The organism is Chryseobacterium sp. AC405b (assembly GCF_979258685.1).
In genome coordinates this window covers 2,986,727-3,012,752 of sequence record NZ_OZ409877.1, presented here as the reverse complement: position 1 = coordinate 3,012,752, position 26,026 = coordinate 2,986,727, and the positions used below count along the sequence as shown (strand labels likewise).

Here is a 26,026-nt window from a genome sequence, read left to right as displayed (position 1 = left end):
TATTAATCTAACAATGGTTTTAATAACATTTTCTTTACCATACCATCTATTTGCAACATAAAATAAAATAGCACTAATGAATAAATTAAAAAATAAAAATAAAAAGTCACCTAAGGAATATGTTGAAAATATATTATTTTGACAAAGAAGATATTTTCTAATAACACGGCCGATAGGCGTGAGTATATTTCTATTCTTTTCATCAAAATCATAACAGGTAACCAAAGATTCAAATATTAAATGAAATAAAACTATGTAAGACAAAACATTAATTATGAGCAATCTATATTTCATCTTCACTAATTTTTTTGTACTGAGGGATATTTCCTACATGACAAACAGTAGTTTTATAGTATTTATCATTGAAATTTTTGAACGTAATTCTATCCATTTCAGTTGTCATTATCGTCGTTGCACCTCCGTTTTTAACTATAAAATCTGACACATGGCTAATTAAGTTTCTCCACGTTGAGTCTGCTATCATTAAATAATCTTTTACTGCCAAATCTTTTCTTCCTACACTTGCGACCCATACCGCAGTACTTGGCCATATTCTATCAATTGCTCGTGCAAAAAATCGATAATATCCTTCATTCATTCTTCATCATAATAAAAATCAATATTTCTTTTTTCGCAGATAGATTTTACTTCTTTGTAATTTTTAAGCTTTAGCCCTTTCGCATGAATGGTTTCCAGTTTTGGAGCATTTAAAATTTTAATGGGGAATTCTGTAAGTTTTGTACCTGAAACATTTATCCATTCTAAATTTTGTAAATTCCCTAAGCATTTTGGCAATTTTGAAATTTTAGTATTTTCTAAAATAAGAAATTTCATCAACCTTAACTCACAAATTTCTCTTGGCAAATTATGGATGAGAGTATTTCTTAATGTTAAACTTCTAAGCTTAATCAAATTTTTAATATCCGGGGATAACTCTTTTATTGGATTGTGTGAAAAATCTGTTGTTTCTAAATTTTTAAGTTTATAAAATGACTTTGGTATATCATTTATTTCATTGTTTGGAATGTCAAATTGTACTAATCCTTGAGAATTACCAATATTATTGGGTATTTTTTTTATTTTTTTCAATTCATTATTTGTAAATACAATTCTAAGATTCCGAAAACTAAATAGCCAATCGGGAATTGAATCCGTTTCATTAAGTAAAACAAGCTCTACTTTTTTCATGTTTAAATAGGTTAAAGAATCTCTTTTAGACCACAAACTATCTAAGTAAATCTTATTAGGATTTGAGGCAGATATCTTTCTATAATTTTCTTCAAATTTATCATAAGGCTCTTTATTATATTTTTGACATGAAAATAATAATGGAACTAATAATAAAATAGCTATAATGTTTGTCATATTTTCAAATCTTTTATATACAATGCATGAATATAATGATTAATTGTCACACGATTATATTTGTCATTTTCTTCAATGCTTTGAATTAATATTGATGCATCTTTTTTTCCTTGGCTTTTATTTATCAAATAAGTTTCAAAATTCAGAGACTTCTTATCATATTCAGATATTTCTTTTTTTAATAACTTTATAAGTAAATTTTCAGAGATGTCTGTAAGGGTAAAACCTAAATTATAGTCCTTGTTAATTGGATTATCAATTGCTTTTTTTACTTCATCTTTTCCTACTGCAATAGCTTTTTTTAAAAGTATATTCCACTGTTCACTAATAAACTCATCGTTTTCTTTCATCATTCGATCAACTTCCATTGTTATAAAAGGTGGTACAATAGACGGCATTGGGATTTGATGATCCGCAACACCTCGTAATAGAGCAGTTAAATCTGAAAGAACACCGAAAATACCAGCTCTTTAAATTATTCTTCATCATAATAAAAATCAATGTTTCTTTTTTCGCAGATAGATTTTACTTCTTTGTAGTTTTTAAGCTTTAGGCCTTTCGCATGAATGGTTTCAAGTTTTGGAGCATTTAAAATTTCGATAGGAAATTCTTTTATCCGAGTGTTTGATATATTTATCCTTTCAAGATTTTTCATGTTTTTCAAACACTTAGGGAGATTTGATATACTCGTGTCATTAATGGGTAAACTAACTAAACCTGAAAGGTTACAGATTTCTTTAGGAAGATTTAATAAAAAATGATTGTTTGAGAGGAAAACAATTTTTAGAGTTTTTAAATTTCCTATTTGTACATCAATATTTTTAATATCATTATCACTCAAGTTTAGCCTTTCCAATTTTTTTAAGCTATATAAAGATTGTGGTATTTTAGTGATACTATTATTTGGGAGCTCAATATGAGTTAAATTAACAATTTTTCCAATCTCTTCCGGAATATCAGTTATCTTTTTACTTCCAGAAAAAGATTGGATACTTTTTAATTGCTGAAAATTTGAAATCCAAATTGGAATAGAATCAGTATCTGAAAGATATATACTACGAACGTTTTCAAGTCTTAAATATGTGAGCGAATCTCTCTTTTTCCAAAGACTATCAAAAATAATTTGAGTGGTAGAAGTAGGAAACGCTCTTAAAGTTTCTTCAGATTTGTCATAGGGCTGTTTATTATATTGTTGACATGATATAAGTAGTGGAAATATAAAAAATATGTATTGCAAAAACTTCATTGTTAAATTTTTAAATCATTTACAAATATGGCATGAATATAATGGAAAACCGTTAGTCTGTTATATTTATCTAAACTTTCCATTGATTGAATTAACAATCCTGAGTCTCGGTTACCTTCTCCTATATTACATAATGATTCTAACATTTTTGGAGAATCAGAATTTGTTGGATCATTAATAGCATTAATTTCTTTATTCAAAACTTTTCTGATCCCTTCTTCTGACATATCAATGATTTTGAAACCTAGATTTTTTTCTTTATTTATATTATTTGTTTCAAAAAAGTCTTTAGTAAAATCTCTACCTTCTCTAATTGCTTTTTCAAGATCTATATTCCAATTTTCAATGATAAACTCATCGTTTTCTTTCATCATTCGATCAACTTCCATTGTTATAAAAGGCGGTACAATAGACGGCATTGGAATTTGATGATCCGCAACACCTCGTAATAGAGCAGTTAAATCTGAAAGAACACCGAAAATACCAGCGATTTCACCTACTGTTTTTATGGTACCTGAAATTCCACGTTGAGATTGTGCTTCGATTTGGTTGATTCCTTTGGAAGTTTCACCTGCTATTCCTGTTCCGCGGTTGACACCCATCTTTATTTTGTCTTTGTATTTACCATCAATATACACAATATCATATTCATGAAACCTTGAAGTTGTACCCTTTCTTCCTGTATTAAAAATAAGTTCTCCTTTTTCTAATTTCCTAATTGCTATTTTATAAGCTTTTTTCTCAAAAAAAGTCAGTTCTTTTTTTCCAGCCAGTTCGTATGGTTTCATAAAACCATCTATCTTTATGGTATACATTGCGTTTTTAAAAGCTGAAATATACCAAGGGCTTCCATCCACCGCCGAGTAAATTGCCGGTAATAAATGTTCTTTTGAAGCATGCACAAAAATGATAGGCTCAACTACAGGTTTTGGTTTTACTTTTAAATAATTCCATGATTCATCTGGAAATTCAGCAATTTCAGGTTGATTATTTTCATCAATGTATCTGCAACGAAAGTATAATTCTATATTTCTTGCATCATCATTGGCAATCATTTTTGATAAACTATCATCATCCAGCAGTAAACTTACTGTTATTTCAGAGTTTTCATTAAGCTCCCAGTCGGTTAATATTTGATTACCATCCGGTGTGTTGGTTATGATGTTTATCGTTTCATATCCTTTAGTATTATCATGCCCTATAAGTTCTTTGTTGCTAAGTGCCAAAATATACATTAGAAAATTAAAATCATCCCATTCTCTTAATTCAAGATTAACTTTTTTTCCTTTAGGAGATTTTATGTTCTTCATTTTTAAATGAAATTTTACCCGATCTCCTATTTGTGCTTCCTTTATTTCTTTATCATCTTTATCAGTCCACCAACCTTTTTCAAAATAACGATATGAAAGAGGAGCTTCCTTCGGCTCTCCGATAATAGTTCCTTCATCTGCCGTAAAATGACTACCTTTTTCTCCAAAGACTGAAAATTGATCCGTATAAACCTTCCAGGTTTCACACTCTATACTATTGGTTCCACCAATAATGCGAGTTATTTTTCCTCCTGCCATAATTAATGCATTTTAGATTTTTCTCCACTGTTATTGTCAAAAGTTCCTTTTGTATGCACTTCATTTTTATTTTCTGAAATAACTTTCTTTTCTTGGGATTGATCTGTAACTTCTTTTGCTTTTGATTTCCTTTCTCCCTGCGCAACTTCCATAATATTCGCCGCCATCAGAGAATAATCTGCAACCGCATTCTGCATCATCATGGCTCCTGCAAAACTAGAATGGTTTACACCAGCAGTTTCAGAAATGTTCATCCCTGCATTGGATGTAATATTCATGCCTGCCGTAATTGTTACGTTTTCACCCGCCGTAAAACTCATATTCTTGGGTGCATTCACATTAATATTTCCCTGTCCATCCATCAAATACGTATTCCCGCTCGGATCTTCAATGAAAACACTTCCTTCAGCATCATTCAGAATAATCTTGGTTCCAGATCTTGTGTGAATTACTTTCTTATCATTGCCAGAAGTGTGGTACGAACTCGTTTCACTCCCATTATAATGAGTTCCCATCACAAAAGGCTTTTCTGCATTTTGAGATTCGTGGCTTACCAAAACTTCCTCGCCAATCTCAGGAATAAAATGAAAACCTTTGCCTGATCCTGAGTGGGGTTGTATCAGTCTTATCCACGGGGTTTTCTGTCCTTTATCTTCCTGCCACGGGAATTGTACCCGCACTCTTCCCATTCCCATCGGGTCGTTGTTATCCATCACTCTTGCAGGCTGCTCTTCGCCTTTCGGTACGGCTTCGGTATCGATGTAAGGAGAGGCATTGAATAAATCGGGAATTCCGACAAACTCGTTGTAATATTCACCCGGCTCATAAACGTGCTTGATTTCTATAATGCGGTAGGTTTCCATTGCTTTACCGTTGATATCCGAAAGCTGGGTTCTCCCGCCTATTTTCAGTTCGGGAGTTTTACTTCTGCCTTTTACCTGCATCAGGTTCTCCCGCTTTTCTTTTTCCAGACGGACAGCTTCTGCCAATTGCCCTTCTGACCCTTTTTGGATTCCTGTATGGTTGAAGTGCATTTTTGGTTTTTTATTAAAAATGGTTTTCGAAGCAATGACCGCAATTGCCTGAAAAGGACTTTCCTTGAACTCGCTTTGTACACCATTGCTGTGTTTCTCTATTTTGGCTCCGCTCTGCGAGTCATAACCAGTGAAGGTAAATTCCTGTGCCTGCATCCGCATCTCAAATTCAACATCGATCAGATCCATATTTTCCCTAAGCTTCAAAACAGGCTGTACCTGACCTCCAAAAACCAGTTTTTCACCGTTGTAATACAAATATTCTCCGTGACGAATGGCGAGTCTCCGGATAAACTGATAATCAGATTCTTTGTATTGAACGGTGTAGGGAAGGGATTTTTTGTTGTAAGCATTCAGGTGATTGGCAGTAATCTCTACCTGTGCTTCCTCCGGATATTCTTCGTTAATTTGTTTGATGATCTGCTCCAGTGTTTTGTCTTCAAAACTTTGACAATCCTTACCGCTTTCTAACAAAATGCCTGGTGCAAATCCTGTAATGTGCAAATCTCCGTAACCGCCACCTTCGTCTTTTTTGTTGCGGATTTTCCCGACGATGCCTCTAAAATAATAGCGGGCTTCGCCAAAACGCCAATAGGTAATTCCTATTTCTTTTCCGGGTAATTTCCTGGAATTTTCCATCACATACCCTTTGAACGTGTCTAAAGCATCATCCGGAACAGTAATGGTAAAGGTATCGTGGTCATTGGTTTTCTGGTGAAGCTCTACTTCATAGCTGTTTTTTCTCAGAAATTCTTTTCCGTCTATGGTCAAAAGACAATAGACCATAGAGTTGGTTTTGTCGTGAAGCCAGTCTTGAAAAGAACGGCAAGTGCCGAATATAGAGGGGTCGAGGTTTTCGCTTTCCATAAATGTGTTTTTATTGTGTCAAATATAATTAATTATTGTATTCGATGTAGTTTTATCACAGAAATTTCTGAAATATCATAAGTGAGCTGATAAATAATATGATACAAATCATCAAAATTCTCTTAATTATTTTGTTTAACAATTTTGTCAAAACAATTGTTTGATCTATATTTGCACAAAATTGTTTAACAATAATGTCAAATCAAACAAAAAAAGATCAAACACAAGAATTAATCAAAGAGACTGCGAAGAATTTGTTTTTCGTGCAGGGGAAATTTAATGCAACAACACAGGAGATCGCAGACGAAGCCGGCGTCAACAGAACGCTCATCAACTATTATTTTCGCTCTCGAGATAACTTGATTCAGATTATTTTTGATGAAGCGCACAGAGTAGAAAAAGAAAAATCTGAATTGATTATGAATTCTGATCTGCCTTTTAAAGAGAAAATATCCAATTTCATAGACGGAAGTTTACAAACAAGTCTTCAATATCCTTATCTGGAAACTTATATTGTTTCACAAATCAATAAGGGAAGCTGCCACAAAAAAGATGTGGAAGAAGAAGATCTGAAAAAAATGTATCGAGAGATAGAAATAGAAATGGATTTGGGGAATATAGAAAAAATGGCACCTGTGCAGTTTGTACTCAACATGATCTCATTGCTGGTTTTTCCAAGTGCTGTTCGTCCTTTGTTCTTAGAAAATATGATGATCAGTGAAGAGGAATTTGATTTACTCATTGCTGACAGAAAAGAAATCATTATGAATATTCTTTTTAAAAATTAATCAAAAAGTGTTAAAGTATTTATAAAACTGAATCGTCCTTTAGCAATAAAAGCTAAATAATCAAAACTATTAAAAAAAATAAACGAAGTAATATATTATGAATAGAAAACTTGTAACTGCAAAAAAGCTAAAAATTGGGATAGCTGCAGCATTTATGATTTTCGGCTCTACATCTGCCTTTGCCCAGCAAGAGGTATCTTTACAGGAAGCCATCAAACAGGCTTTGCAAAATAAAGCTGAAGCCAAAAAAGCGGCTTTGCAGATCAAAAAAGCCGAATACAAGATTGCCGAAGCGAGAGCGGGTGCATTGCCACAAATCAGTGCTACTGCGGGTTTGACGTATAACCCGATCATTCAGGAATCACTTTTAGAATTCGGCGGAGAAAGAATTCGTGCTCAATTGGGACAGCCATGGAGCTCAAGCGCTGTCGTAACAGTGAATCAGGCTATTTTTGACCAAAGAGTTTTTACAGGTCTTAAAGCTGCGAAATCTACAAGAGAATTTTACGTTTTGAACGCTCAGCTTTCTAATGAGCAGATTATAGAAAATGTGGCAACTGCCTATTATCAGGTTTTTGTGCAGGAAGAAAATCTTAAAACATTAAATGTAAGCTATACGAATACTGAAAAAGTAAGAAACGTAATCAAAAGTTTAGTTGAAAACGGTTTGGCAAAAGGTATTGATCTTGACCGTACCAATGTACAGTTGACCAATATCAGCGCAAACAGACAACAATTGGTGAACGCTGTTGAGTTATCTAAAAACTCTTTGAAGTTCTACATGGGAATTCCTATTGATACACCAATTGATCTGGAGGAAAAAACAATTGAGCCAAAACCTGAATTGATTGCAGGAAATGTAGACTTAGATACAAGAACTGAAGTGAAAGTTTTGCAGAAAAACAGAGAACTTCTGCAATTTAATAAAAAAGCAACAGAAGCTTATTTATATCCTACGGTTGGTTTGCAGGCAAACTACGGTTGGGCCGGTCAGGGTTCTAAATTTCCTTTAACAAACGGTATCAATAATGGTGTTCTTTGGAGCGATTATTCTGCGATTGGTTTAAATATTAATATTCCGATTTTTACGGGTGGAGCTACGAAATCAAAGATTCAGCAGGCTGAGATTGATATTTTAGATTTAGATCAGGATATTCAGAATACTCAGTTGACTTTAAGCTTAGATTATAAAAATGCCATCACCAATATTGAAAATTCTCTGATCAATATAGAAAGCATGAAAAATAACGTAACATTGGCTGAAAAAGTTCAGAGAGATACACAGGCTAATTATCAATATGGTTTGGCAACATTGACGGAAGTTTTAGATTCTGAAAATGCTTTAACCGATGCAAAACAAAACTATACAACGGCATTATTAGATTACAAACAGGCTGAAATTAAATTAATTAAAGCTAAAGGAGAACTTAATACTTTACAAAACCCATAATAGAAATGAAATCGCTATGAACTACAGTACAAAAACTTATGAAAATGTGGCGATTGCATTTTACTTTTAAAATAATAAATAACTTCAAATGAAAAAAACTTTAATATATATCATCGTAGCTGCAGTGCTTATTGGTTTAGCAGCCTGGAAAATTACGGACAACAAAAAGAAACAGGAAACCGAAGTAAAAGAAGTAGCGAAGCAGGTTGACAAGATCAATGTGAATGTAGTGACTGTTTCAAGAGAAAATATTAACACAGATTATTCTGCAAACGGAACTTTTATCCCAAAACAGGAATCCAATCAGTCTTCTGAAATTTCAGGACGTATCGTGAGCGTTTTGGTGAAAGAAGGTTCTAGAGTAGGAGCAGGTCAGGTTTTAGCAACCATAAAAAGAGATGCGATTGAAGTAGATGTTACTCAGGCTCGGAACAATCTACAGAATGCAATTGCAGACAACCAGCGTTACGAAAATGCTTTCAAAACAGGAGGTGTTACCAAACAACAGCTAGACAATTCCAGATTACAGTTGAAAAATATGCAGGCTGCAGTAAGAGCTCAAGGTGTAAAAGTAAATGATACAAGCATCAGAGCAGGAATCAGCGGTATTATCAACAAAAAAATGGTAGAACCGGGAATGGTGGTTGCACCGGGAACAGCCTTGTTTGAAATCGTTAATATCAACAGCTTAAAACTTTCAGTTTTGGTAGACGAAAGCCAGATTGGAAGAATTCAATTGGGTCAAAATGTTTCTATCAATGTAAATGTTTTGCCAGAAGAATCTTTCAGCGGAAGAATTACCTTTATCGCTCCAAAAAGTGATTCTTCTTTAAACTTCCCAGTCGAAATCGAAGTTTCAAATAACGGAAAGTTGAAAGCCGGTATGTACGCAACGGCTTTATTTAAAACAAATAACGGCGCTGAAACTCAGAATATGCTGACGGTTCCTGCAGAAGCTTTCGCAAATGGAGTGAGCTCAGGACAAATCTTCATCGTTCAGAATGGTACTGCAAAAATGATCACTGTGAAAACAGGAAAAGTATATGGTGACAAAGTACAGATCATCAGCGGACTGAACGGTGGTGAGCAGGTAATTACCAGCGGACAGATCAACCTTGATAACGGTTCAAAAATCAACATCGTAAAGTAACAGAAGAATGAAGTTAGCAGAAATATCCATTAAAAGACCGTCCCTTGTCATCGTATTATTTACGATCCTGACGTTGGGAGGTTTATTAAGTTACTCCATGATGGGGTACGAGTTGATTCCGAAATTTGAAACCAATATGGTAACAATTTCTACGGTTTATCCGGGAGCTTCGCCTTCTGAGGTGGAAACTTCGGTAACCCGAAAGATTGAAGACGCTGTTGGTTCTTTGGAAAACGTAAAAAAAGTAGAGTCCTCTTCTTATGAAAGTTTATCGGTAATCATGGTTCAGCTGAACACCGGTGCCGATGTAAACTACGCTTTGAATGATGCACAGAGAAAGGTAAATGCTATTTTGGCAGACCTTCCTGAGGATGCAGATCCGCCATCGTTACAGAAATTCTCGCTGGATGATTTACCGATCATGACGTTGAGTATTTCAAGTAATAAGTTAAATAATAAAGAACTTTACGATCTTTTAGATAAAAAAGTAGAGCCGGTTTTCTCCCGTGTAAACGGTGTTGCTCAGGTTGACCTTGTGGGTGGACAGGAGAGAGAAATTCAGGTGAATTTAGATGAAAAGAAAATGCAGGGTTATGGTGTTGCGATTGCAGACGTACAGCAGGCAATTCTTTCTTCTAACTTAGATTTCCCAACAGGAGCTTTGAAGACGAGAACTTCAAGATCTACCATCAGACTTTCAGGGAAATACAGAAATATTGCTGAAATGAACAGTCTTGTAGTTTCCAATAAAAACGGAGCTCAGGTTCGTTTATCTGATATTGCAACAGTTTTCGATACTCAGAAAGATATTGAAAAAGTAGCGAGATTTAATCAAAATCCTACCATTTTACTTCAGGTGAAAAAACAGTCTGATGCCAATGCAGTATCAGTTTCTGAAGCAGTAAAGAAGACAATCGAGCAGGTTCAGACCAATTATACAGTTCAGGGATTAAAAGTTACGATTGTAGATGACAATACAGACTTTACGCTTGAAGCGGCAGACCACGTAATTTTCGATTTATTCTTGGCGATTATTTTGGTTGCTGTAGTTATGCTATTATTCCTTCACAACATCAGAAACGCATTTATTGTAATGGTTTCCATTCCGGTATCGTTGATTGCAACGGTAATTGGAATGTATTTGATGGGATATACTTTAAACCTGATGAGTTTACTGGGACTTTCACTGGTTGTAGGTATTCTTGTGGATGATGCAATTGTGGTATTGGAGAACGTTTACCGTCACATGGAGATGGGAAAAAGCAGAATCCGTGCAGCCTACGATGGAGCTTCAGAAATTGGCTTTACCGTAACAGCAATCACAATGGTAATCGTGGTGGTATTCTTGCCGATTGCGATGAGTTCAGGTTTGGTTTCAGACATCTTGGCGCAGTTCTGTGTCACGGTAGTTATTGCAACATTGTTCTCATTACTGGCATCATTTACCATCATTCCTTGGCTGTCTTCTAGATTTGGAAAATTGGTGCATTTAACGGGTAAAAATCCTTTCGAGAAATTTATTCTTTGGTTCGAAAAGCAATTAGATAAATTCACTCAATGGATTACGGGAATTCTGGAATGGGTTTTAAAAACTGGTTTAAGAAGGGTAATGACGGTCGTTCTTACGTTTGTACTTCTGATTGTAGTATCAGTGGGATTAATGGGGGGCGGATTTATCGGTGGAGAATTCTTCCCGAAAATGGACAGAGGTCAGTTCCTTGTTCAGATGGAATTACCTAAAGATGCTTCCGTTGAAAAAACAAACCAATTGACTTTACAGGTTGAGAAATACCTGAGAAATGATAAAGATGTAGTCGATATGATTACAACGGTTGGTCAGCAGTCATCAGGTTTTGGTGGAGCGCAGGCAACTTTATACCAATCAGAAATTCAGGTTATTTTAGTTGATAAATCTGAACGTAACGAAAGTACAGATATTAAATCTGCGAAAATTAAAAGAGCTTTAGAAGAAAAATTCACCGGAGTTGAGTTCAAAACAGCACCAATCGGATTAATGGGAGCAGATGCTGCACCAATCGAAATGGTAGTTACCGCTCCTGATAATGCAACGGCAAACAAAGAAGCCAACAGAATTCTTGCTTTGCTTAAAAAAGTTCCGGGAGCTGTAGATGCAGAATTATCTTCCGACTCAGGAAATCCTGAAGTGCAGGTGAATATCGACAGAGATAAAATGTCTTCTTTAGGTTTAAATCTTTCAAGTGTAGGTCAGACCATGCAGACTGCATTCTCAGGAAATACGGACGGAAAATTCAGAGCCGGAGAATACGAATATGATATCAACATCCGTTTTGGAGATGCCAACAGACAGTCGATTGATGACGTAAGAAACTTAATGTTCACCAACCCATCAGGCGAGCAAATAAGACTAAGTCAGTTTGCTGATGTGAAAATGGGATCAGGACCAAGTTTGCTTGAGCGTAGAGATAAAACAGCTTCAGTAAAAGTGAAATCTAAAGTGGTAGGACGTGCAATGGCTGATGTTGCCAACGAATGGGCAGACCAGTTTATGAACAACGAAAAAACAAAACCAGCCGGAGTAAATTACCTCTGGAGTGGAGATATGGAAAACCAGACAGAAGGGATGGGTACGTTAGGAATCGCTTTACTGGCGGCTATTGTACTGGTTTATCTGGTAATGGTTTCTCTTTATGATTCGTTTGTGTATCCTTTTGTAGTATTGTTCTCAATTCCTTTGGCATTGATCGGAGTAATGTTGATTCTTGCTATTACAGGAAATACGATTAATATCTTTACAATGTTGGGGATGATCATGCTGATTGGTTTAGTGGCGAAAAATGCGATTATGATTGTCGATTTTGCCAATATGAGAAAAGCTGCCGGCGCAAGTACGCATGATGCTTTGATTCAGGCAAACCACGCCCGTCTGCGTCCGATTTTGATGACAACGATTGCGATGATCTTCGGTATGATTCCGATTGCGATTGCAAAAGGGGCAGGAGCGGAGATGAACAACGGATTGGCTTGGGTAATCATCGGTGGTTTAACTTCATCGTTATTCCTTACCTTAATTATTGTTCCCACGGTTTATTCACTGTTCGACTCACTGTTGAGAAGAATGGGTAAACATGAAACAGTTGATTATGACGCTGAAATGAGAGCCGATTATGAAGAAAAAGAACTGAGTGAAGACGGTTACACCCCGAAACACACAGACTAAGATAATAACCTTAATTAACCTCAAAGCGCATCGATTTATTGATGCGCTTTTTTTGTCATTGCGATGAGCAAAGCGAAGAAGCAATCTCAAAGATAAGCAGGATCTCTATCATCCCGTATCTAGACACGAATCTTCCAACAATTCTCTAAAAACATTGTTTAGATCCCTCTTTTCGAACGAAAATATATTCAATTAATTTAAATAAACTTTACGCCTATGCTTTAAAAATTAAAACTAAAGATCAATAAAAAAAGCTTCCGGAATCAACCGAAAGCTTTCACTTATTTTTATTTGGAAAAATTAGTCTGCCATCACTTCACCAGACTTTCTAAAGATAAAATTTCCATAGATATGTCTTCTTGCAAAACGGCTTGGAGAATCTGCATTCACCATTTTAATATAGGTATTTCTTGGAACTCCGATGTATTCAAACATTTTCCCGTTCAGATGCTGAACTTTCAAAATCGATTTTTCAAGATAAAAATCCTGAATATTAGATTTCGTGATTGTTTCCGTGTATTCTTCTTTATATTTTTCCTGCGTTTCTGGGTTGATGCTTACCAAAAAGTGATAGGCTTCAATGATTGATTTGCTTTTTTCTTCAGCCGCCAGTTTCCCTTCTTCATCATTTACAAATTTATCAGGATGTGTATCCTTCATTGTATTTCTGTAAATTGTTTTTAAATCTTTTAAAGTAGCCGTTTTATCAACGCCGAGAAGCTTTCTGTGTTCGCCTATTCTTTTCATAATGGATGATCCTTTTTACGGGATGCAAAATTAGGCTTTTTAATTGAGAAAATCGTAAGTTTTTGATTATTAATTTGTTTGAATTAAAATATTAATAATAATCATGATTTTTACTATGATTATACAAAAAAAATGTCAGAATTAATCATTGCGAAATAATAAAATTTCATGTAAATTTGTAACCAATGTCTAATGTTGTACAACTTGGTTATGAAAGAATATTACACAATTTCTGAAGCTGCTGAACTTTTAAATAAAAGCACAAAAACACTTAGAAGATGGGATGAAGATGGGAAATTGGTTGCTGTGCGAGAACCAATGAGCAATTACCGTGTGTACAACAAAAATGATATTCAGAATTTATTTCCAGATTTATTAGTTGAAAAGAAAAATGAAGTGAGTAACTATGTAAAACCATATAATGATTATAAGGTTTTAGAACTTTTTGCTGGTGCAGGTGGTTTGGCAATTGGTCTTGAAAAAGCAGGTTTGAAATGTGAAGCATTGAATGAAATTGATAAATTCGCATGTCAAACTTTAAGAATAAACAGACCTCATTGGAAAGTTTTTGAAGGCGATATTAAAAATTTTGGTTTTTCAGAATTTAAAGATAAAATTGATGTTGTTACTGGTGGTTTCCCTTGTCAGGCTTTTAGTTATGCAGGCAAAAGATTAGGTTTGGAAGATGCCAGAGGAACACTTTTCTATGAATTTGCCAGAGTTGTGCAAGAAGTCAATCCTCCAATTTGTATCGGTGAAAATGTAAAAGGACTTTTAAGCCACGAAAATGGAAACACGTTGAAAGGAATGATTTCTATTTTAGATGAAATTGGATATAACGTAGTTCCAGTAGAAGTTCTGAAAGCTATTAACTTTAAAGTTCCTCAGAAACGAGAACGATTAATTTTGGTCGGAATTAGAAAAGACATCAATATTCAATTTAGTTATCCAAAACCTTTCAATAAAATTTATAATTTAAAAGACGCTTTGAAAAAAGGAGAATTATTTGATACCGATGTCCCGATTTCCGGAGGTGCAAAATATCCTCAAAGCAAAAAAGCTGTTTTAGATTTAGTTCCTCCCAAAGGCTATTGGAGAGATTTACCTTTAGAAATTCAAAAAGAATATATGGGCGGAAGTTTCTTTTTGGGCGGAGGAAAAACAGGAATGGCAAGAAGAATTGGTTGGGATGAGCCTAGTTTGACATTAACATGCAGCCCTGCTCAGAAGCAAACCGAAAGATGTCATCCAGATGAAACCAGACCTTTTACAGTTCGTGAATATGCGAGAATTCAGACCTTTCCAGATAATTGGGAATTTGCAGGTTCTTTGGCGCAGCAATACAAACAAATTGGAAATGCAGTCCCTGTGAATTTGGGACGTGAAGTAGGATATTCTATTATTAAATTTTTAAATTCTTATTATAATTTATCAAAACCTAAGTAATAGCTGTAATTTTCAAAAGTTATCTGATCTAATATTGATTTTTTAGATTTTTCGGTCTCAGAAGTGATTTCTTCTAAAGCTGAATTTTCCTTTACTAAATCTCCTTTCTCGATAGAGTTTAAGTGGTCTGAAATTACTAAAGGCAAAGCTTTATATAATTGCAATAAAGCATCATCACAACCAGAAAGAAGTGAATAAAAGCGATCTCCAGAAATTTTAAATACTCTGCTGTGACCGTATTCTTTACCATTAATATCGCCTTTCCAGCTTTCCTCAAAACTACCTTTCGCTAAAATTTGCACCCAATAACATTTTGCCTTTTTATAATCATCTGCGTAACGTGCTAATTTTTGAAATAATGCTTCAGCAGAGCTACTGTTCATGGTGTTATGTTTATTTTTGATATCTGCAAACAATGTATTATCTGTCGCTTTCACATCAAAACCGCTCAAGTTTCCAACTTCAAATCCAGTAATTCCTCCTAAAACTTGCTCATGAAAGGTTCCAATCGAATTGTTGATGGATTTATCTATTTGTCTAAGTATTTCAGATTGAATCAAATCTTCCTCAGTAATATCATTGAATTTTGAATCAAAAGTTAGCTTGATAGTGTCAACTTTATTTGAATAAAAACTTTTTTTTGAAATATTATTTTTGGCTTTTAAATATGAATTGTGAAGATTTTTCACACACTGTAATAAATGTTCATCAGATACAAATTCCACATATTTATTTGCCATAATAAAGAATATTTTTATTTTGTCCTCAAAAATATAATTTTTATTTTAAAAATATTCAATATAAAAAAGAAGATAACTAAACCTCCCTTTTCAACTCCTCAATTTTCTCATCAATAAACCCCGCTTTATCCTTTTTCATCACACCCAAAATCATCTTCTGGCTTCTAGGAATTTCACAATATTTTTCAGCCCATAGATTAATTTCTATAAGCAAAGGAGGAAGATTAATCCCTTCTTCAGTGAGTTTATATAAAACTTTTGCTTTGCTGTCAGGATTATCTTGTTTGCTGATAATGCCATTTCCTTCAAGCATTAAAAGACGTGAAGCCAGAATATTGGTCGCTATTTTCTCGTCAGATTTTAGAAAATCCCCCCATCTAAAGCAGCTTTACACGGCTATACAGAAGCATTAAAAAAAAACTTACGAAGAGCAGGAAAATGTTCAGATTGACGAAGTATACCCACTCACTATTAGTTAATACAGAATTTTCTGCTCAAATTGGCGGAGACAACGGAATTCCGCCTTCTCAAGTTGCCGACGAATTGTTTCCGGTACTTACGAAAAATCAGTACGATGTTCCGGTAGGAGATTCAAAATAGTTTTTTGCAAAGATTTGTTTAAACTTAAAAATAAAAAAAATCTCTGTTGATAATTTGAAATACAAATTCTAACAGAGATTTTAATTTATTTCAAAAAGGTTATTTTTTATTTACTCCTGATCCAGATAAGTAAGTTTAGCATCTTTTACAAACTCCTCGACACTCATATTTTTAACTGCTTTAGAATTCGTCAATTCAAAAAAATAAATAATAGGATTCGGCAGATTTCTGTTTTTGGTAGTCATTCTAAATCTTTTTACCTTATCGTTAATGTTCAAAAAAGGAAGTTCAGAAATATTTACCGTAATATTGTTTACATCGAAAGAAGCTTTTGGGTCTTTCTGCAGTTTTAAAAATCTTTTTTGAGTTTTATCTGTGGTTTCATCCAGAAACTTCTGCATTTGATAGTCTGTCAAAAGTTGCGGATAGATTAATCCCTGCTTTAGAATTGAGAAAGTTATTTGATCTTTATTATCAAAGAAAATTACTTTATTATCAAACAGAACCTGATTTTCTTTTGCGGTGATCTGATCTTCAAATTTTTTATAATTTTTATTTTTATACTCAAATTTAAAATGTTCAGCAGCACGTTGATCTTTTGTACTCAATACTTCTTTTTTCTGACCAAAAGTAATGACCGAAAACAATAAATAAAGTATAATAGAAAATTGCAGTTTCATAGTTTTATGTTTTTAAATAAATCTACAGTAAATTTTTAAGGCGTAAATATTGAAGTAGCATGATGGTTTTTGCATCTTTAATCTTACCCGCATCAATCATTTCAAGAGCTTTGTCAATAGCGATTTCCAAAACTTCAATGTCTTCACCTTCTTCTTCCAGACCACCACCGTTTGTGATTTTCATCTCGCTGGAATATTCAGCAATGAAAAAATGAAGAATTTCTGTAACAGATCCGGGTGACATATATGCTTCAAAAACCTTTTCAACCTTCGATATTTTATAACCGGTTTCTTCTTCAGTTTCTCTTTTTATGCATTCTTCGGCATTGTCGTTATCCAGCAAACCGGCACAGGCCTCGATCAGCATCCCGTCAGCATTTCCGTTGATGTAAGTCGGCATACGGAATTGTCTCGTCAAAATTACCTTTTTTGTGGTTATACTGTACAATAAAATCACTGCTCCGTTTCCTCTGTCGTAGGCTTCTCTGCTTTGAGTTTCAGTTGTTCCGTCTTTTTTTAGAATATTGAAAGTGATCTTTTTTAAAGTATACCAATTATCGGATAAAATTTCTGTATTTTCAATAGATATGTTTGTATTTTGCATAGATTTTACAATCTTGTTTTATATTTTGTTTAATTTATTTTTTGAGTAAATCTTCCAGCGCATTTTTCAAATTCGGAAACTTAAATCGGAATCCTGTATTTTGGAGTTTTTCGGATGAGGTTCTCGAGCCTTCAAGCAAAGCTACAGCCAGTTCACCAAAGATTATCTTCATCATAAATGCCGGAATATTGGGCATAAATAGAGGTTTATTTAAAACTTCAGCAATTTCTTTCGTGAAATTTTCATTATCGGTATGTTGAGGTGCAGATGCATTGTAAGCTCCGATCATATTTGGGTTTTTTAATGCAAATTCATAAACAGAACAAAGATCATCAATATGAATCCACGGAATATACTGTCTTCCGGTTCCGATGGGTGATCCGATTCCGAATTTTACAGGTTCCGACATCTTTTTTAATGCACCTTCTTTATCTGACAAAACTATAGAAGTTCTTATTTTAACCACTCTTTCTGCAACACCATTTTCCAAAAATTTGTCTGCAGCTTTTTCCCAAAGAATAACGACTTTACTTAAAAAATCATTTGCTTTTTCGTCATCTTCTTTGAAAATTTTTTCTGAAGTTATTGCACCGTAAATTCCTACAGCCGAAGCTGAAATAAACGATTTCAGTTGAATATTTTTCTTTTGTAAAGTTTTTAAAATTAAATCTGCAGAATCAACTCTGCTTGAGATGATTTCTTTTTTTCGCTCATCAGTCCAGCGTTTTTCTGAAATATTGGCTCCGGCAAGATGAATGATATGGCTTACATTTTCAAAAGCTTTCTCATCAATTTCTCCCTTTTGAATATTCCATTCAAACTCATTTTCATGCTTTTTAGTCCGGGTTAAAAATCGGAGAGAATACTCGTTTTCAAGTTTTTTTGCTAAAGCTTTTGCGACAGATCCGCTCGCTCCTGTGATGACTACGATTTCTTTCATGTATTGATTTGCCTATGTCTTATTAAATATATATTGAAACAATTTATGCCTTAAAGTGGTGGGTAGAAATTGATTAAAATGAATCACTTAATTTTTAACGATTAAAATATAATCATCATCCAAAAATTTATAGCCTTGATCGTACACAAATTTATATTCCGAACCGTTTTTATAAACTTTTATTTGTGTAAAATAATTAAAATCAAATCCTAAGCCATCGAGTTTAGATTTTGTGATTTTGGTTTTTCCCTCAATATTGGTTTCGCTCAAAATTCGATAATTACGGCGGAGTTTGTTGTTAACATTCCGCATCAGATTGCTGGAATCTTTATTTTGTTTGTTGTTGTAAGCATTTCTACAGGCGTCATTGCAGAATTTTTTATCTGATCTTTCAATGATTTTTTCACCACATTCCAGGCATTCCATAATAATTAGTTTTTCAAACGTTGATTGTGTTTTTTATGTAGAATTTTTTTCCATTTATTGCTTGCAGGATAACTTCTGTTTTTCGTGATATTGTTAAAAAATAAGGCTACCAACAGTAAAATTATACAACCCGATAAAACCGGAGAAAGTACATACCAATATCCTAAATCAGCAATTTTTCCGGGAGAAGTTACGGCTATCAAAGCGGTTGCTCCACCGGGAGGATGAAGTGTTTTAGTATATTGCATTAAAACGATAGAAAAAGCTACTGCCAAAGGTGCGGAAAGCCATACGATATCCGGAACAATCTGATAAATGGTAACTCCTGTCAAAGCTGAAAGTACATGACCACCAATAAGATTTCTCGGTTGAGCCAACGGACTTTGAATGGCACCATAAATCAGTACACTTGAGGCTCCGAATGAACCAATTAAGAAAATATTTTCCTGTTCCAACAAATAGTGTGATTGCATAAAAGCAATAATTCCGATTCCGAAAAAAGCACCTAGAAAAGACCAGAAATGTTCTTTATAATCAACCAGGGTTTCTTTATAGATCACATATTTTGATACACGGTAGGTTCTTCTCAGCGTTTTCTTCACAGCTTTTATATTAAAATTTAAAGATACAAATATCCATTTGAAAACGAATGGCAATTTCATTTGACAAATAAATTTAGCTTAAATTAATTTTTTATTCTCAGAAAAAAGTTCCAATTTTGCGCTATCAATGGGGTGCTGCACAATTGCGGCTGAGATGATACCCGGGAATCTTCCACACCTGATCCGGATAATGCCGGCGTAGGGAATTTGATTTATCATCTCATCATTTAATTTATATAAGTTAATTTGATGCAGGAAATTTTACAACAGACAACCTGGCCGGAATGGTTTGGGGTCTTCTTTTCAATTTTTCAGGTCCTTTTGGCCCGAAAAAACAATTCGAACAATTATCTTTTTGGGATTGCCGGAATTTCACTCACACTGTATGTGATGATTCAGTCTAAACTCTACGCAGAGTTTACGCTCAATCTTTACTATTTGGTAATGAGCATTTACGGCTGGATGTATTGGAAGTTTGGAAAGAGAAAATCGGAAACGGTGATTTCTGAAACTACCAATCAGGAAAAATTAATCACAGCAGGAATTGTGATTGGAACATTTAGTCTTTTCTGGTTTTTTCTGACGCAATTTACCGATTCTGATGTTCCGGTTTTAGATTCATTAGTCAGTGCTTTTGCATGGGCAGGAATGTGGTTGATGGCAAGAAGAAAAATTGAAAACTGGATTTTACTCAATATCAGTAACATCATCGCAATTCCGTTGTTGATTCACAAAGATCTGTATCTGTATGCAGTTTTGACGGCTTTCTTATTCATCGTTGCAATTTCAGGATATATGGAGTGGAGGAAAATCATTAAAAAAAGAGTCGATGCTTACGCTTGAAGAAATCAGAGATAAAATGTTGGGAGCTACGGAAGTTTCTCCATCGATAATTGATCAAATTCATCAGGAAAGATTGCTGCAAATTTGGGTTCCGAAGATCTATGGCGGATTAGGTTATCGCTTGAAAGAAGGACTATCTGTTCTGTTTGATTGGTCAAAAATTGACGGAAGTTTGGGATGGATGCTCACTTTATGTTCGGGAGCCAATTTTTTCTCACGGAATTTGAAACCCAATATTGCAAAAGAATTATTCTCTGACCCAAAAACCTGTTTCGGGGGGAGTGGAATGATTGGCGGAACTGCCGAGAAACAAAATGACGGAACTTTTCTGATCAACGGACTTTGGCATTTTGCAACGGGAGCTCCACATCTAAGTCATTTCACTTTAAATGCTGCATTAACTGAAAACGGAAATCCTTTGCTGGATGAATCTGGTTCTGAAATCATTCGGTCATTTGTTATTTTTAAAGATCATGCAGAAATTATTCCCAACTGGAAATCGATGGGCATGAAAGCAACGGGAACGTATTCTTTTAAAGTTGAGAACGCAAAAGTTTCGGAAGATTACAGTTTTATTTACGATGAATTTTTCACAGATGATGTTTTAGATAAAATTCCGTTCAGGATTTTTGCAGATTTGACATTACTGGTCAATTATCTTGGGATGGCGAAGCATTTTTCGGAAGTAGCGGTTAAAATTCGTCCGCATTTAGATTTGAATTTATTCAACCAAAAGATCGATGAGCAAAAAGAAAATGTAATACATTTTGCCAACGAAATTGAAGTTTTGCTGAATGATTTTCAATTAATAAGTCCTGAAAAACAATCAGAAATTCACAGCTTTGCCAATGATTTGGTAGAAAGCTTATCGCATCAGATTTTGGAAATTTATTTCCAATTAGGACTTCGGGCGACACATACTGATTCTGAAGTTTATCAGATTTTTTGTGATTTTTTTACGGCGACGCAGCATTCTAATTTTAGGAGGGAGTTTGAAATAGTTTAATTATTACAACAAATGCTTTTTTTTATTTTTTTATCCACATATTCGCAACCTCTACATGTTGATAAAATAATATCCAATTGGTTTTTTCAGAGATTATTGTCACATTGTCCGAACCTGGATAAAGAAAATCTGTCCAATATTTTAAGAAGATTTCTTTGGTAGTTTTCAAAGTGATTTTTCGTTCCCAGGAAATTATAAGGTCTTCATTAAACGGCTTTAGAAAATTCCCGACTTTATTTCTAAACTTTTCAATCTTTTCTTCACTTTCAGAATTTGCAGAAAACCAATCCGTTTCACTATATTTTTCAAAAAGGGTTGATTCTGATTCAAAATAATCTATAATCTTATTTAATTTTTTTGATTCAGTTTCTGACAAAGGTATAATTTCGCTTTTCTCACTTTCTGAGATTAAAGGATTATGAATTTTATCGAACCTCCAGCCTAAGCTAAAGTTATCCAAATAAATTATTTCCTTATTTTCAATTTTTATATTCATCTTTTTTATGTTTTGTTCACAAAATGTATTATATCTTTTTTGGACTTAAAACTGCGAGAAATTAGAAGCTAAAACTATCAACAAAATATAAATTATTTGCGAAATGGAACCATAACAACGGATAAATCTAACAAAAAGTTCAACTTGGATTTAGCACCGCATTTTGCCAAACTGCTATTACTTGTTGGCGTTTTCGTTAGTCATTGTTTAAGTTAATTTTATATATTGTTGGGAACTCGCAAATATTTGTTAAGTCGCCTTGAATTATTAGTAAGTGAGCTGTGTCTGTTTGTTCGCTGTAATTGTATAAACGATAAAGATAATAGTTCTCTTTTTCGATTTTACTTCGTTCAAGTTCGTTTCTTGTTACGAAAAAGGTTGAGTTCTGTCCGTCTTTTGTAGTTTTAACTTCTATGAAAATTTTATTTCCGTAAATATCAAATGATTGTATGTCAAAACCTGTTCCGTCTCCTTCGTCTTTTGATGTATGCTTTATCTTGTCAATTAGATTATAAAGTTTGGCGTTTTGTAACTTCTCAATTTCGTATTTCATAACCCACAGTTCGCCTAAATCGCCTAATCTTTTATTTTCAATTCCGTTTTGAATAAAGTTTACATTTCTTCCACGGAAACTAATTTGGTTATCATAAATTGCTAAGTCAGTTGATAAAACATTGGTTTCTATTATTTCTATTCTTTCTGTCGTATCAACCAAAATCGTTTGGAACAAATGTCTCGCAACTGCATATATAAAATCTTGTGTTAGAATGTTAATGTTTTCATCATAATAACAGTCAGAAGTTATTCGGTTTTTATGAAGTTTTAATAACTCTTGATCGAGCGAAAGTTCAAATCTTATTAGTTCACATTGGCTATTAAAGTGTCCGATGTTTTCAAGATGTCCCTTAACTGGTTTGTAAACTAACTCTAATTTTTCAGAAAACTGTTTGAACATTTCAAACTTGTAGAAAAAGTATCGTTCAGGATAACGCAAAACTAAATATACAATTATTGCTCTTGTGTCTTGGTATGATTTTTTGTTCTCAAATAATTCATTATTTATTGTGTTAATGCTTATTTGAAAATTTTGAATTCGCTCACACAAATCTTCTTCTTCATCATACAACTTTCTAAAAAGTTGTTGAACTTCATGGGGTTTATGTTCAGCATATTGAACTAACATTCGTAATGGAAAATACGATCCGCTGTCTAAAAGATTTTTTGTTCTACTTAATGAAGACAATAACATTTCATAGAAATTTTCAGCTTCAATGTTCCAATTGTCTTGGTAACATTTTACAGCTTTCCATTTGTAAATTTCTTCTTGATTTACTCTGTCAAAATTGAGTTTATACTCGTCTATATAATGTCTCAAAATCTGTCTGTTCATTGTTTATGGTGTGTGTGTTTTCATGATACGCTTGTAGTTAACTCTCAAATTTACGCAATACCTATAGTTTTATCAAAATTATTTTAATAACGTAACGTTATGATTATTAGGATTAATTTCATTTTCAAACGACTACAAACGAATTTAAATAGTTTTAAACCGATTATATTTTCAAATCTGACGAATCTTTGCAACAGAGATTTGAGAAAACAGTGAACGTCTCTTATCTAAATTACTAATCTTAAAAATATAAAGTTATGTCACTAAGAAACAAAGTTACCTTAATCGGTTTTACAGGAAAAGAAGTTGAAACAGTAAACTTCGAAAATGGAGGTATGAAAGCATCAGTATCATTAGCAACCAATGATCATTACACCAACGCAAAAGGTGAGAAAGTGGAAGAAACGCAATGGCACAGTTTGGTAGCGTTTGGGAAAACTGCTGAAATCTTCCAGAAATATGTTCCGAAAGGAAAGGAGATTGCTGTTGAAGGTAAAATTACGTACAGATCGTATGACGACAAAGACGGTGTGAAGAGATATATTACCGAAATAAGAGTAGATGAAATTCTGCTTTTGGGAGGAAAATAGATGTTGAATTCTAATATCACAAATGATGCAAGTAAAAGTTTTAAAAGTGAGAATTGCAGACGAATATCTTCTGCAGGATCAGAAAATGATTGATGATTTTTTGAATAATCATGAAATATTGAAAGTAGAAACTGCTTTTGTTCATGATGAAAACTTTTGGTCTGTTGTTTTATGTTTCAACGAATATCAAAACACGGCGAACAAAAATGTTGTCAAAGATTCTAAAAAAGTCAAATATTCAGCCGAAGACGAAATACTGAACCCGGACGAAATAATAATTTTGGAAGCCTTAAAAATCTGGCGCTCCGAAAAAGCAAAAGAACAGAATCTTCCGTCTTATTTTATTGCCACCAACAAAGAATTAATTTCTGTAGCAAAATATAAACCTGCAAAAAAAGAAGAACTGCTAGACATTAAAGGTTTCGGAAAACATAAGATTGAAAATTATGGTGAAGAGATTTTAGAGATTTTAGAAAATGTCTGAAATTTAAAAAACATAAAACACAAATGATTAAATGAAAGGTCGGAGAAATATGATCTCCGGCTTTTTATTCATTTAAAAGTCCTTTCAATTCCTTATTTTTGCAGGCAATTACTCATTATTTATTACATATTACCCATAAAATATGAAGCCAAGCTTAGCCAAAGGAACAAGAGATTTTACATCCATTGAAGTATCAAGAAGAAAATACATCATCAATATATTACAGAAGAATTTTGAATTATTCGGGTTTCAGCCTTTGGAAACACCGAGTTTTGAAAATCTTTCCACTTTGACGGGGAAGTACGGTGAAGAAGGGGATCGTTTGATTTTTAAGATTTTGAATTCAAGCATCAACGAGGCTAAAGAGGATAAGAAAATTCAGATGCAAAATGATTTTCAAAGGGCTTTAGATAAACCTTTTAGTTCAGAAAGTCTTACTGATAAAGCACTTCGTTACGACCTCACTGTTCCCTTTGCAAGATTTGTAGCCATGAATCACGGGAAACTGACTTTCCCATACAAACGTTATCAAATTCAGCCGGTTTGGAGAGCAGATCGTCCACAGAAAGGGAGATTCAGAGAGTTTTATCAGTGTGATGCCGATGTTGTAGGAAGCGAAAGTCTTTGGCAGGAAGTTGATCTGGTACAATTGTATTTGAAATCTTTTGCTGAATTAAAAGTTTCGGTTACCATTCACATCAACAACCGCAAAATACTTTCTGGTTTGGCAGAATATGCAGGAATTACAAATAAGTTGATTGATTTCACAGTCGCTTTAGATAAATTAGACAAAATTGGTAAGGATGGAGTCGTGAAGGAGCTTTTAGAAAAAAATATTTCCCAGGAATCGATTGATAAATTAGATTTCCTTTTCACACAGTCGAATGATGCTTTAGAAAATCTTCTTCAGTTAAAAGAAAAATTTGCAGGAAACGAAATTGGATTAAAAGGTGTTGAAGAGTTGGAATTTGTCATCACTCAGTCTGTAAATTTGGGAGTCGATATTCAGAATTTGGTTTTCGATATTACTTTAGCTCGTGGTTTAGATTATTACACGGGAGCAATTTTCGAGGTGAAAGCTGATGAAGCACAAATGGGTTCCATCGGCGGTGGCGGGAGATATGATAATCTTACGGAAGTTTTTGGAGTGAAAAATATTCCCGGAATCGGAATTTCTTTCGGTCTTGATCGAATTTATCTTGTGATGGAAGAACTCAATCTTTTCCCTGAAGATGCCACATCAAACGTAGAATATTTGTTCGCCAATTTTGGTGGTGAAGAAACTTTGGAAGCTTTAAAATTGATCATCCGATTAAGAGAAAAAGGAATTTCAGCTGAACTTTATCCTGAAAGTGCAAAAATCAACAAGCAATTTACTTATGCTGAAAAGAAAGGGATTAAAAATCTTGTTTTCTTAGGCGAGGAAGAAATGAAAAACAAAACGGTTACTTTTAAAAATTTAGAAGCAGGTGAACAGAAAACGGTTTCTCTTGAAGAATTTCTTGATGGTAATTTTTAATCTTCCCAGCCACAAAGCGTTTTCCCTAAAGTCTGAGCTTTTTTGAGGCTCACTTTGATGATTTCATGCTTGCAATTTGATAAACCTCTGCAATTTTTTGTGTAGTGATATTTCTTGCCTCCAGAACTGTCACAGAGATAGACATCAGATTTATTAATGGATATTCCGTTCAGATTTAAGATAACGGTTAATAAAATAAGAATTAAATTTCTCATAATGAATATATTAAAATTCCGGCTTATGAGC

28 protein-coding genes and 1 riboswitch are annotated in these 26,026 nt (G+C 33.9%); of the genes, 11 read left to right on the top strand and 17 right to left on the bottom strand.

The window, feature by feature from the left end:
• Positions 1-283: 283 nt before the first annotated feature.
• From ACZZZA_RS14460 to ACZZZA_RS14435, 6 genes are all read right to left on the bottom strand, one after another.
• Positions 284-598 carry a hypothetical protein gene (locus tag ACZZZA_RS14460; RefSeq protein ID WP_463432914.1) on the bottom strand — a complete coding sequence of 105 codons (315 nt, stop codon included), beginning with the start codon at positions 596-598 and terminating at the stop codon, positions 284-286.
• Positions 595-1,365 (bottom strand): leucine-rich repeat domain-containing protein, encoded by a 771-nt coding sequence (locus ACZZZA_RS14455; RefSeq protein WP_463432913.1) that lies wholly within the window; start codon positions 1,363-1,365, stop codon positions 595-597. The genes ACZZZA_RS14460 and ACZZZA_RS14455 overlap by 4 nt, the downstream gene beginning before the upstream one ends.
• Positions 1,362-1,763, bottom strand: a complete 402-nt coding sequence (locus ACZZZA_RS14450; RefSeq protein ID WP_463432912.1) for a hypothetical protein — start codon at positions 1,761-1,763, stop codon at positions 1,362-1,364. Before ACZZZA_RS14450 ends, ACZZZA_RS14455 begins: the two co-directional genes overlap by 4 nt.
• A 77-nt stretch (positions 1,764-1,840) precedes the next feature.
• Positions 1,841-2,611 (bottom strand): leucine-rich repeat domain-containing protein, encoded by a 771-nt coding sequence (locus ACZZZA_RS14445; RefSeq protein WP_463432910.1) that lies wholly within the window; start codon positions 2,609-2,611, stop codon positions 1,841-1,843.
• Between the two features lie 2 nt (positions 2,612-2,613).
• Positions 2,614-4,179 carry a hypothetical protein gene (locus ACZZZA_RS14440; protein ID WP_463432908.1) on the bottom strand — a complete coding sequence of 522 codons (1,566 nt, stop codon included), beginning with the start codon at positions 4,177-4,179 and terminating at the stop codon, positions 2,614-2,616.
• Positions 4,180-4,181: 2 nt separating this feature from the next.
• Complete coding sequence (locus tag ACZZZA_RS14435) at positions 4,182-6,080, bottom strand: type VI secretion system Vgr family protein (RefSeq protein WP_463432906.1); 1,899 nt, start codon at positions 6,078-6,080, stop codon at positions 4,182-4,184.
• Positions 6,081-6,274: 194 nt separating this feature from the next.
• On the opposite strand from ACZZZA_RS14435, the gene ACZZZA_RS14430 reads away from it, so the two are divergent.
• From ACZZZA_RS14430 to ACZZZA_RS14415, 4 genes are all read left to right on the top strand, one after another.
• Entirely contained in the window at positions 6,275-6,868 is a 594-nt protein-coding gene (locus ACZZZA_RS14430; protein WP_463432904.1) for a TetR/AcrR family transcriptional regulator, read from the top strand.
• Positions 6,869-6,965: 97 nt separating this feature from the next.
• Positions 6,966-8,318 carry a TolC family protein gene (locus ACZZZA_RS14425; RefSeq protein ID WP_463432902.1) on the top strand — a complete coding sequence of 451 codons (1,353 nt, stop codon included), beginning with the start codon at positions 6,966-6,968 and terminating at the stop codon, positions 8,316-8,318.
• 88 nt (positions 8,319-8,406) lie between these two features.
• Positions 8,407-9,468, top strand: coding sequence for an efflux RND transporter periplasmic adaptor subunit (locus ACZZZA_RS14420; protein ID WP_463432900.1), 1,062 nt, complete (start codon positions 8,407-8,409; stop codon positions 9,466-9,468).
• Positions 9,469-9,475: 7 nt separating this feature from the next.
• A complete protein-coding gene (locus tag ACZZZA_RS14415) occupies positions 9,476-12,667 on the top strand; it encodes an efflux RND transporter permease subunit (RefSeq protein ID WP_463432898.1) in 3,192 nt (1,063 codons plus the stop codon).
• 300 nt (positions 12,668-12,967) lie between these two features.
• Here ACZZZA_RS14415 and ACZZZA_RS14410 read toward each other — a convergent pair whose 3' ends face one another.
• The gene (locus ACZZZA_RS14410; RefSeq protein ID WP_267599277.1) at positions 12,968-13,414 is read right to left on the bottom strand and encodes a KTSC domain-containing protein; all 447 of its coding nucleotides are present in this window, start codon (positions 13,412-13,414) and stop codon (positions 12,968-12,970) included.
• Positions 13,415-13,618: 204 nt separating this feature from the next.
• Here ACZZZA_RS14410 and dcm point away from each other — a divergent pair, with 204 nt between their 5' ends.
• Positions 13,619-14,860: a DNA (cytosine-5-)-methyltransferase gene (dcm, locus tag ACZZZA_RS14405; protein ID WP_463433790.1), complete on the top strand. Its 1,242-nt coding sequence runs from the start codon at positions 13,619-13,621 to the stop codon at positions 14,858-14,860.
• Here the strand turns inward: dcm and ACZZZA_RS14400 are convergent.
• Positions 14,836-15,600, bottom strand: a complete 765-nt coding sequence (locus ACZZZA_RS14400; protein ID WP_463432895.1) for an Eco47II family restriction endonuclease — start codon at positions 15,598-15,600, stop codon at positions 14,836-14,838. The two genes, dcm and ACZZZA_RS14400, sit on opposite strands and share 25 nt — an antisense overlap.
• 76 nt (positions 15,601-15,676) lie before the next feature.
• Positions 15,677-15,931 carry a winged helix-turn-helix transcriptional regulator gene (locus tag ACZZZA_RS14395; protein ID WP_463433788.1) on the bottom strand — a complete coding sequence of 85 codons (255 nt, stop codon included), beginning with the start codon at positions 15,929-15,931 and terminating at the stop codon, positions 15,677-15,679.
• Between the two features lie 116 nt (positions 15,932-16,047).
• On the opposite strand from ACZZZA_RS14395, the gene ACZZZA_RS14390 reads away from it, so the two are divergent.
• The gene (locus ACZZZA_RS14390) at positions 16,048-16,200 is read left to right on the top strand and encodes a hypothetical protein (RefSeq protein ID WP_463432893.1); all 153 of its coding nucleotides are present in this window, start codon (positions 16,048-16,050) and stop codon (positions 16,198-16,200) included.
• 110 nt (positions 16,201-16,310) lie between these two features.
• Here the strand turns inward: ACZZZA_RS14390 and ACZZZA_RS14385 are convergent, their stop codons facing one another.
• From ACZZZA_RS14385 to ACZZZA_RS14365, 5 genes are all read right to left on the bottom strand, one after another.
• On the bottom strand, positions 16,311-16,880 hold the full coding sequence (locus tag ACZZZA_RS14385) for a hypothetical protein (protein ID WP_463432891.1): 570 nt from the start codon (positions 16,878-16,880) through the stop codon (positions 16,311-16,313).
• 22 nt (positions 16,881-16,902) lie between these two features.
• Positions 16,903-17,484, bottom strand: a complete 582-nt coding sequence (gene nudK / locus ACZZZA_RS14380; RefSeq protein ID WP_463432889.1) for a GDP-mannose pyrophosphatase NudK — start codon at positions 17,482-17,484, stop codon at positions 16,903-16,905.
• 34 nt (positions 17,485-17,518) lie between these two features.
• Complete coding sequence (locus tag ACZZZA_RS14375; protein WP_463432887.1) at positions 17,519-18,424, bottom strand: TIGR01777 family oxidoreductase; 906 nt, start codon at positions 18,422-18,424, stop codon at positions 17,519-17,521.
• A gap of 87 nt (positions 18,425-18,511) precedes the next feature.
• Positions 18,512-18,850, bottom strand: coding sequence for a hypothetical protein (locus ACZZZA_RS14370; protein WP_463432885.1), 339 nt, complete (start codon positions 18,848-18,850; stop codon positions 18,512-18,514).
• 5 nt (positions 18,851-18,855) lie between these two features.
• Entirely contained in the window at positions 18,856-19,452 is a 597-nt protein-coding gene (locus ACZZZA_RS14365; protein ID WP_463433786.1) for an HPP family protein, read from the bottom strand.
• A gap of 118 nt (positions 19,453-19,570) precedes the next feature.
• Positions 19,571-19,676, top strand: a riboswitch (TPP riboswitch).
• 22 nt (positions 19,677-19,698) lie between these two features.
• On the opposite strand from ACZZZA_RS14365, the gene pnuC reads away from it, so the two are divergent.
• Both pnuC and ACZZZA_RS14355 read left to right on the top strand, forming a co-directional pair.
• Complete coding sequence (gene pnuC / locus ACZZZA_RS14360) at positions 19,699-20,295, top strand: nicotinamide riboside transporter PnuC (RefSeq protein WP_463432883.1); 597 nt, start codon at positions 19,699-19,701, stop codon at positions 20,293-20,295.
• Positions 20,282-21,301, top strand: a complete 1,020-nt coding sequence (locus ACZZZA_RS14355; protein WP_463432881.1) for an acyl-CoA dehydrogenase family protein — start codon at positions 20,282-20,284, stop codon at positions 21,299-21,301. The genes pnuC and ACZZZA_RS14355 overlap by 14 nt, the downstream gene beginning before the upstream one ends.
• Before the next feature lie 22 nt (positions 21,302-21,323).
• Here the strand turns inward: ACZZZA_RS14355 and ACZZZA_RS14350 are convergent, their stop codons facing one another.
• Both ACZZZA_RS14350 and ACZZZA_RS14345 read right to left on the bottom strand, forming a co-directional pair.
• Positions 21,324-21,797 (bottom strand): DUF2947 family protein, encoded by a 474-nt coding sequence (locus ACZZZA_RS14350; RefSeq protein ID WP_463432879.1) that lies wholly within the window; start codon positions 21,795-21,797, stop codon positions 21,324-21,326.
• A gap of 196 nt (positions 21,798-21,993) precedes the next feature.
• Positions 21,994-23,187: a protein NO VEIN domain-containing protein gene (locus ACZZZA_RS14345; RefSeq protein WP_463432877.1), complete on the bottom strand. Its 1,194-nt coding sequence runs from the start codon at positions 23,185-23,187 to the stop codon at positions 21,994-21,996.
• 257 nt (positions 23,188-23,444) lie between these two features.
• On the opposite strand from ACZZZA_RS14345, the gene ACZZZA_RS14340 reads away from it, so the two are divergent.
• The 3 genes from ACZZZA_RS14340 to hisS all read left to right on the top strand — a co-directional run bounded on the left by ACZZZA_RS14340 (position 23,445) and on the right by hisS (position 25,780).
• On the top strand, positions 23,445-23,777 hold the full coding sequence (locus ACZZZA_RS14340) for a single-stranded DNA-binding protein (protein ID WP_463432875.1): 333 nt from the start codon (positions 23,445-23,447) through the stop codon (positions 23,775-23,777).
• 22 nt (positions 23,778-23,799) lie between these two features.
• Positions 23,800-24,261 (top strand): HRDC domain-containing protein, encoded by a 462-nt coding sequence (locus tag ACZZZA_RS14335; RefSeq protein WP_463432873.1) that lies wholly within the window; start codon positions 23,800-23,802, stop codon positions 24,259-24,261.
• Between the two features lie 142 nt (positions 24,262-24,403).
• A complete protein-coding gene (gene hisS / locus ACZZZA_RS14330; RefSeq protein ID WP_463432871.1) occupies positions 24,404-25,780 on the top strand; it encodes a histidine--tRNA ligase in 1,377 nt (458 codons plus the stop codon).
• Here the strand turns inward: hisS and ACZZZA_RS14325 are convergent.
• Entirely contained in the window at positions 25,777-25,995 is a 219-nt protein-coding gene (locus ACZZZA_RS14325) for a hypothetical protein (protein ID WP_463432869.1), read from the bottom strand. The two genes, hisS and ACZZZA_RS14325, sit on opposite strands and share 4 nt — an antisense overlap.
• Positions 25,996-26,026 lie beyond the last annotated feature (31 nt).

Coding starts and splice junctions, on each gene's coding strand:
- ACZZZA_RS14460 (WP_463432914.1), bottom strand. CDS start 598: ATGAATGAAGGATATTATCGATTTTTTGCACGAGCAATTGATAGAATA.
- ACZZZA_RS14455 (WP_463432913.1), bottom strand. CDS start 1,365: ATGACAAACATTATAGCTATTTTATTATTAGTTCCATTATTATTTTCA.
- ACZZZA_RS14450 (WP_463432912.1), bottom strand. CDS start 1,763: ATGCCGTCTATTGTACCACCTTTTATAACAATGGAAGTTGATCGAATG.
- ACZZZA_RS14445 (WP_463432910.1), bottom strand. CDS start 2,611: ATGAAGTTTTTGCAATACATATTTTTTATATTTCCACTACTTATATCA.
- ACZZZA_RS14440 (WP_463432908.1), bottom strand. CDS start 4,179: ATGGCAGGAGGAAAAATAACTCGCATTATTGGTGGAACCAATAGTATA.
- ACZZZA_RS14435 (WP_463432906.1), bottom strand. CDS start 6,080: ATGGAAAGCGAAAACCTCGACCCCTCTATATTCGGCACTTGCCGTTCT.
- ACZZZA_RS14430 (WP_463432904.1), top strand. CDS start 6,275: ATGTCAAATCAAACAAAAAAAGATCAAACACAAGAATTAATCAAAGAG.
- ACZZZA_RS14425 (WP_463432902.1), top strand. CDS start 6,966: ATGAATAGAAAACTTGTAACTGCAAAAAAGCTAAAAATTGGGATAGCT.
- ACZZZA_RS14420 (WP_463432900.1), top strand. CDS start 8,407: ATGAAAAAAACTTTAATATATATCATCGTAGCTGCAGTGCTTATTGGT.
- ACZZZA_RS14415 (WP_463432898.1), top strand. CDS start 9,476: ATGAAGTTAGCAGAAATATCCATTAAAAGACCGTCCCTTGTCATCGTA.
- ACZZZA_RS14410 (WP_267599277.1), bottom strand. CDS start 13,414: ATGAAAAGAATAGGCGAACACAGAAAGCTTCTCGGCGTTGATAAAACG.
- ACZZZA_RS14400 (WP_463432895.1), bottom strand. CDS start 15,600: ATGGCAAATAAATATGTGGAATTTGTATCTGATGAACATTTATTACAG.
- ACZZZA_RS14385 (WP_463432891.1), bottom strand. CDS start 16,880: ATGAAACTGCAATTTTCTATTATACTTTATTTATTGTTTTCGGTCATT.
- nudK (WP_463432889.1), bottom strand. CDS start 17,484: ATGCAAAATACAAACATATCTATTGAAAATACAGAAATTTTATCCGAT.
- ACZZZA_RS14375 (WP_463432887.1), bottom strand. CDS start 18,424: ATGAAAGAAATCGTAGTCATCACAGGAGCGAGCGGATCTGTCGCAAAA.
- ACZZZA_RS14370 (WP_463432885.1), bottom strand. CDS start 18,850: ATGGAATGCCTGGAATGTGGTGAAAAAATCATTGAAAGATCAGATAAA.
- ACZZZA_RS14355 (WP_463432881.1), top strand. CDS start 20,282: ATGCTTACGCTTGAAGAAATCAGAGATAAAATGTTGGGAGCTACGGAA.
- ACZZZA_RS14350 (WP_463432879.1), bottom strand. CDS start 21,797: ATGAATATAAAAATTGAAAATAAGGAAATAATTTATTTGGATAACTTT.
- ACZZZA_RS14345 (WP_463432877.1), bottom strand. CDS start 23,187: ATGAACAGACAGATTTTGAGACATTATATAGACGAGTATAAACTCAAT.
- ACZZZA_RS14340 (WP_463432875.1), top strand. CDS start 23,445: ATGTCACTAAGAAACAAAGTTACCTTAATCGGTTTTACAGGAAAAGAA.
- ACZZZA_RS14335 (WP_463432873.1), top strand. CDS start 23,800: ATGATGCAAGTAAAAGTTTTAAAAGTGAGAATTGCAGACGAATATCTT.
- hisS (WP_463432871.1), top strand. CDS start 24,404: ATGAAGCCAAGCTTAGCCAAAGGAACAAGAGATTTTACATCCATTGAA.
- ACZZZA_RS14325 (WP_463432869.1), bottom strand. CDS start 25,995: ATGAGAAATTTAATTCTTATTTTATTAACCGTTATCTTAAATCTGAAC.